Below are 6,043 nucleotides of genomic sequence, written 5' to 3'. Positions count from 1 at the left end.
TCATGAGCGTCGCGTGGGCTCGGAGATGTGTATGAGAGACAGGGCCCTGGAGGCGAAGGTCCTCACCTGCCTCCCGAAGCGGCCGGTGGGCTGGCGAGCGTTCCTCTGCGGCAACCCCGAAGCGGTGCTATCCCTGCGCAAGAAGCTCTTTCTCGCGGGGTTCTCGCTGAAGGACATCCACGCGGATGCCTTCCTGCCGAGCCTGCCGCGAGCGGGGCCCGTCGCCGGAGCCGCCTGACTTGCACCTGACCCTTCACGCCGACTACTCGCTGCGCGTCCTCATGTACCTGGCGGCACGTCCCGGGCGGCCGTCGTCCACGCAGGAGATGGCGGACGCCTACGGCATCTCCAAGCACCACCTGGTGCGCGTGGTGCAGACGCTGGCGCAGGAGGGACACGTGGAGGTGAAGCCCGGGCGGGCCGGCGGCGTGCTGCTGGCGAAGGCCCCGAAAGACATCCGGCTGGGCAAGGTGGTGCGCGCGGCCGAGCCGGACTTCCACCTGGTGGAGTGCTTCGACAAGGAGCGCAACACGTGCCCCATCGCGCCCGCGTGCGGCCTCAAGGGAGTGCTGGCGGAGGCGCGCGACGCGTTCCTCGCCACGTTGGACAAGTACTCGCTGGAGGACCTGCTGCGGCGCTCCAGGCCGGGCCTGTCCGACCTGCTGCTGACGCCGGCCGCGCCACAGGGGTAGGCGCGCCCGGGCTCACCTCACGCCTGTTGGAGCAGGGGACGGTCAGCAGCCGCCCGGGGGGCCACCCACGGGCATCCGCCAATCCGTGTCACACCGCCATGACACCCCCATCCACGAAGAGCTCGACGCCCGCGACGAAGCTGCTCTCGTTCGACGCCAGGAACAGCACCGCGTTCGCGACGTCCTCCGCCTGGCCGAGCCGCCCGAGCGGCGTCATCTGTTTCAGCACGTCCTCCATCCCCGCGTTGTTCTGGAGATACGTCTGCATCGCGGGCGTCTCAATCACCCCCGGTGAAACCACGTTGACGCGGATGCCTTGGCTCTTCAGGTCGGTCGTCCAGGTACGCGCGAGCGCGCGAATCGCGGCCTTGGTCGCGTTGTAGACCGACAGACCGGGGAAGCCTTTGCTGCCGCTGGCCGATCCGGCGAGGATGACCGTCCCTCCGTGGGTCATGAGGGGCAGCGCCTTCTGCACGCTGAAGACCATGCCCTTCACGTTCGCGCCGAACACGCGATCGAAGTGCTCCTCGTCGATCGCACCGAGCGCCACGGTTTCGGAGATTCCCGCATTGGCGAAAACGACATCGACCCTGCCGTGGTCGCGTTTGACGCGCTCGTAGAGCCGGTCGAGGTCGGAGAGGTTGCCGACGTCCCCTTGGATGCCAACGGTGGCGCCACCGACTTCGTGGACCGCCTCGTCGAGCCGCTCCTGTCTGCGCCCGGTGATGTAGACCCTGGCCCCCTCCGCGGCGAAGGCCTTGGCGGTCGCGAGCCCGATGCCGTCACTTCCCCCGGTGACGACCACGACTTTGTCTTTGAAGCGCGTCATGTCGATTTCATCTCCTTCAAGAGTGGCTCATTGAAGGTATCCGTTGCATACCAGGGGGCAAGAGCGTACCTGGAGCATCCCAGGTATGCCGAGCGATACTGAAGACGATCCCATCTACCGGTCCGACTGCCCCACCCGCCCGATCCTCGATCAGATAGGCGACAAGTGGTCGATGATGGTCCTTGCCGTGCTCGTGCCCGGGCCGAGGCGGTTCAACGCCCTCAAGCGACAGCTTGAGGGAATCACCCAGCGCGTGCTGACGCAGACGCTGCGAAAGCTCGAACGCAACGGGATGGTCCGCCGCCGCGTCCTCGGCGGCTCTCCGCCGGGCGTCGAGTACGCGCTCACCCCGCTGGGCAGGTCGCTCCAGGAGCCGTTCGCGGCGCTGTACGATTGGACCCTCGCGCACATCGACGCGATCCAGAAGCACCAGGAAGCCTACGACCGCGAGGCGGTGGCCAGCGCTCGCCGTTCAGACTGAGCCGGGGCCCTCCGCGATACCTCACGGCGGGCCCGGTCTCCAGGCCCGCCGCGAGTCCGCTTCAATGGCTCAGCGCCACGTATCGTTCACGGTCGAGGTGCCCGTGGCCGGCGTCGTCAGGGTGCGGTTGGCGCCGCTCTCCCAGGTGACGTTGTTGGCGGCGTCCTTCTTGATGAACTTGTACTCAATCGCCGTGGAGCCCGGCAGCCCGACGGCCGCGCTCCACGTGGGGTAGTTGGCCGGGGACAGCAGGATGGCATTGGCCGGGGCCCAGCTCCCCAGCGCGGCGACGTTGCCCACCACGTACACGTTCTGTCCCATCACCGTGCTCGCCGTGACGTTGAACGTGACCGTGGCCCCGCTGGTGGACGTGGTGACGGAGAGCGCGGAGGACTGCGCGGACGTGTTGCCCGCCGCGTCGCGCGCCCGCACCGTGTAGCTGTAGGCCGTGTTGGAGGACAGCCCGCTGTCCGTGTAGCTCGTGGACGTGGGCGTCCCCACCTGCGTGCCATTGCGGAACACCAGGTAGCCCGTCACGCCGACGTTGTCCGTGGACGCCGTCCAGCTCAGCGACACCGTCGTCGCGGACTTCGACGGTGACGTCAGCCCCGTGGGCACCGACGGCGCCGTGGTGTCGCTCACCGGCGCGCCCGCAGTGATGACGCCCGCGTTGAACGTGGAGGTGCCCGTGGGGAACAGGTAGTTGCCGCCGTTGTTGTTGTCCCACGTCCCGCTGCCGTTGTTGAAGACAGCCTCCAGTTGCTGCACGGAGCCCAGGTTCACCGTGTACTTCGCGTAGCCCGTCACCTCCGCGTCCGGCATCAGCACGCCCGGCGCCGTCGTCCACGTGCCACCCGCGGGGCGGTAGTGGATGTACGGCGTGGCGAAGCCCTTCTTGTAATAGACCGTCGTCGTGTACCCCAGGCCGGTGGTGACGGAGAGCGCCGCGCTGGCCCCGGACGTGTTGCCCGCCGCGTCGCGGGCCTTCACGGTGTAGCTGTACGTCGTGCTCGAGGACAGCCCCGTGTCCGTGTACGTCGTCGCCGTGGGCGCGGCCACCTGCGTGCCATTGCGGAACACGAGGTAGTCACTCACGCCGTAGTTGTCCGTGGCGGCCGTCCAGCTCAGCACCACCGACGAGCTGGTGACACCCGATGCGGAGAGCCCCGAGGGCGCCGACGGCGCCGTGGTGTCCGGGGGCAGGGTGGTGACGGAGAGCGCGCTGCTCGCCGCGGAGGTGTTGCCCGCCGCGTCCCGCGCTCGCACGGTGTAGCTGTACGCCGTGCCCGCAGTGAGCCCGCTGTCCGTGTAGCTCGTCGTGGAAGGCGAGCCCACCTGCGTGCCATTGCGGAACACCTGGTAGCCCGTCACGCCGACGTTGTCCGTGGAGGCCGTCCACGTCAGCGTCACGGAGCGGTCCGTGCGCGTCGCCGCGAGCCCCGTGGGAACGGACGGCGCCGTCGTGTCCACGCGGAGGAACGGATAGGTGCCCGTCACCGGGCCGTTGACGTCCTCGATGTACTTGCCGCCCTCCTGCCGGTACTTCCCCGCGCCCACGTAGACGGATTGGATCTCGCTGCGCGTGACGTTGCCGCGCGAGTCGGTGGCCTCGATGTAGTAGTCGAGCACCTGGTCGCGGTAGGCGCCCAGATAGACGTAGTAGAGGTCGCCAATCTCCTGCGCGGCCACCTTCTGCATCACCGGCAGGTGCGCCGGCTGCCACGCCACGCCGTTCATCACCGGTCGCAATTCACGACGCTGGAGTGGATGGTCCACCCAGGCTCCCACGCGCGATGGGTCGATGCCAGGCACGCCCGCGGCCTTCAGCGCCACCGGGTCGTAGACGCGAGGCGTGTTGTCCAGCGGGTCGATGCTCTTCGCCGTGTGCACGCGCACTCGCGCCTTGATGCTGGCGATGCCGCTCACGTCGAAGGCGTAGGTGTACAGCGCGAAGTTGTTGTCGAAGTGGTGCAGCGTCCACCCTTCGGACTTGTCCGTGTTGGGGCTGCCGGGGTTGTACGGCCAGCGCTGCACCCACCAGACGTCCGGGCCCGTACGGTCCTGCGCCAGCCGGTCCTGCACATACGGCTTGGAGAAGTAGAGCGACTGGTTGAAGGACAGCGTGGGCTTCACGTTGTCGTCCACGTTCTCGTCGTAGTAGCCGAAGCCGGAGTCCATGGCCGGCAGGAGGAAGTACCAGGCCAGCTCCGCGGGGTTCGCGCCGCCCGCCCAGTCATTCGCCGCGTCGCCCTTCACCGGGAAGGACATCATCCACGGGTTGAGCTGGTTGCCCGCGTGCGTGACTTGCGAATCCAGCGCCGTGGTGGGCTTCCAGTGGTTGGGGTGCGCGTCCAGCCAGACCTGCTCGGCCGTCTTCGCGTAGTTCATCGCGGCCTGGAGCAGCGCGAAGTTGCGCTCCAGGTAGTGCCAGCCGTGCTCCAGCGAGACCGTCATCCCTTCCTGCACGCCGCTCAGGTTCGTCTTGGGCGCCAGGTTGAGACCGGTGGCCGAGTTGAAGGCCGGGAACTGCGCCTTCCAGATGCCAAACGGCAGCCGCCAGTGGTGCCACTGCGGGTCGGATGAAGAGTCGCGCGTGTCCACCCACGAGCCGTCCTGCACGTGCACCACGTCCGTGGAGACGGGCGTGTTGTTGACCAGGTACTCGTCGATGCCCAGGCACTGCACGCCACCGCTGCAGGTGACGGAGCGGCCGTTGAGCCACGTGTCGAGCGAACCCGCGCGCCCACCGGAGTTGTCACCGTCATGCGCGAGCACGAAGAACTGCTTCTGGGACACCAGGCCCTCGAAGTTGCGCAGGCCCACCACGTCCACGGTGGCCTGTCCCTCCCAGCCCTCCAGCCAGGAACCGTTCTGGTTGACGGGGATGCCCACGACGCGCGACTCGGCGCCCGTCGCCGGATCCACGTAGCGCACCCAGTGCGGCGTGGAGGCGAAGGGGTACTTGTTGCGGATGACCTGCTGCTCGTGCGCCATGCCCTCGCTCACCCAGGCGCCCACGGTGCTGGTGTTCTGGAGGTCCGCGCGGTTGGGCGGCGACACCAGCGTGTCCGAGCCCGGGTCGTTGAGGAACGGGTAGTCCTTCAGCGTGCGGGAGAAGTGGTTGTCACCGATGACGGACCACTTCACACCCAACTTCGCCAGCGTGGGGATGAGCCGCTCGCTGAAGCCCAGCTCCGTGGGGAAGAAGCCCTTGGAGGCCGTGAAGCCGCTGCCCAGGAAGTACGACTGGGACAGCGTGGCGCTCTGGTGGATGAGGTCCTTGAGGAAGTAGTCCGGCCCCACCAGCGGCCCCATGGAGTGGTGGCCCGTGAAGTGGATGAGGTCCAACGAGCGGTTGCCCGCGGGCGTGCGCAGGTTGGCGTAGCGGTCCCTCCAGGTGGCGCCCCAGTTTGCGTTGTCGTAGCCGGACACGTTGCGGCGGGTGACCAGGTCGTTGACGTTGTTCACCACCGCGCCAGACATGGTGACGTGAACCTGTCCCGTGGAGGCATTGGCCTTCATGTCCGCGGCCACGTCTGGCGGCCAGTATTGATACGCGCCCACCTTCGCGTGGTGCGAGTAATACGTCACCAGGTCGTCGTGCGGCATGGGCGCGCCCGACGGCAGGAAATAGGTGTAGTTGGCCGGAGGTGACTGCTTTATCTGGATGACCTGCCCGTCATACGCGTAGCGGATGGGGCCGCCCACCGGCGTCGAGTTGTATTGGGTCAGGTCGTAGTACGCCCAGAAGTTGGGCATGTGATTGTGATACACGTGCGCGGCGGCGATTTGAGCCTGCGCCTGCTGCGCGTGTAACAGGATGACGGCGAACACCGCGAGCAAGGCCAGTTGCGGCTGTCTTTTCATGGGGCGTCCTCACCGGACGAGAGGGGCCGTCCGGTGGGCGCTGCTTACTGGCGTTTGACTCAAGATTTCCCATGTAAACTGGGAATGACAATCTGTAAATCGATACTGCATCGCGTCAGTCTTTCGTGGAAAGGCTGTCGTTGACAGAGGAGAAGCGGCCTCGGACAGTCGGGC

4 protein-coding genes and 1 pseudogene are annotated in these 6,043 nt (G+C 67.2%); 3 read left to right on the top strand and 2 right to left on the bottom strand.

The features are described 5' to 3' along the window. Positions 1–238, top strand: a pseudogene (locus tag D7Y15_RS29075) (hypothetical protein); the annotation flags it as partial. 1 nt (position 239) lies between these two features. Further along, positions 240–692: an Rrf2 family transcriptional regulator gene (locus D7Y15_RS29070; RefSeq protein WP_120578325.1), complete on the top strand. Its 453-nt coding sequence runs from the start codon at positions 240–242 to the stop codon at positions 690–692. An 88-nt stretch (positions 693–780) separates the two neighbouring features. Here D7Y15_RS29070 and D7Y15_RS29065 read toward each other — a convergent pair whose 3' ends face one another. Next, on the bottom strand, positions 781–1,521 hold the full coding sequence (locus D7Y15_RS29065; protein ID WP_121754594.1) for an SDR family NAD(P)-dependent oxidoreductase: 741 nt from the start codon (positions 1,519–1,521) through the stop codon (positions 781–783). Positions 1,522–1,606: 85 nt separating this feature from the next. Between D7Y15_RS29065 and D7Y15_RS29060 the strand changes: the two genes are divergently transcribed. Beyond that, positions 1,607–2,002, top strand: a complete 396-nt coding sequence (locus D7Y15_RS29060; protein ID WP_120565143.1) for a helix-turn-helix domain-containing protein — start codon at positions 1,607–1,609, stop codon at positions 2,000–2,002. A gap of 69 nt (positions 2,003–2,071) precedes the next feature. On the opposite strand, the gene D7Y15_RS29055 is transcribed toward D7Y15_RS29060, so the two are convergent. Continuing rightward, positions 2,072–5,869 carry a carbohydrate binding domain-containing protein gene (locus D7Y15_RS29055; RefSeq protein ID WP_121754593.1) on the bottom strand — a complete coding sequence of 1,266 codons (3,798 nt, stop codon included), beginning with the start codon at positions 5,867–5,869 and terminating at the stop codon, positions 2,072–2,074. Positions 5,870–6,043: the final 174 nt, after the last annotated feature.

It is taken from the genome of Corallococcus sp. AB030 (genome assembly GCF_003668965.1).
Lineage (GTDB): Bacteria > Myxococcota > Myxococcia > Myxococcales > Myxococcaceae > Corallococcus > Corallococcus exiguus.
This window is presented reverse-complemented; position numbering and strand designations above follow the sequence as displayed.

What these genes read in the sequence shown, in the direction of transcription:
- D7Y15_RS29055 (WP_121754593.1), bottom strand. Translation starts at nt 5,869, where the DNA reads ATGAAAAGACAGCCGCAACTGGCCTTGCTCGCGGTGTTCGCCGTCATC.
- D7Y15_RS29065 (WP_121754594.1), bottom strand. Translation starts at nt 1,521, where the DNA reads ATGACGCGCTTCAAAGACAAAGTCGTGGTCGTCACCGGGGGAAGTGAC.
- D7Y15_RS29060 (WP_120565143.1), top strand. Translation starts at nt 1,607, where the DNA reads ATGCCGAGCGATACTGAAGACGATCCCATCTACCGGTCCGACTGCCCC.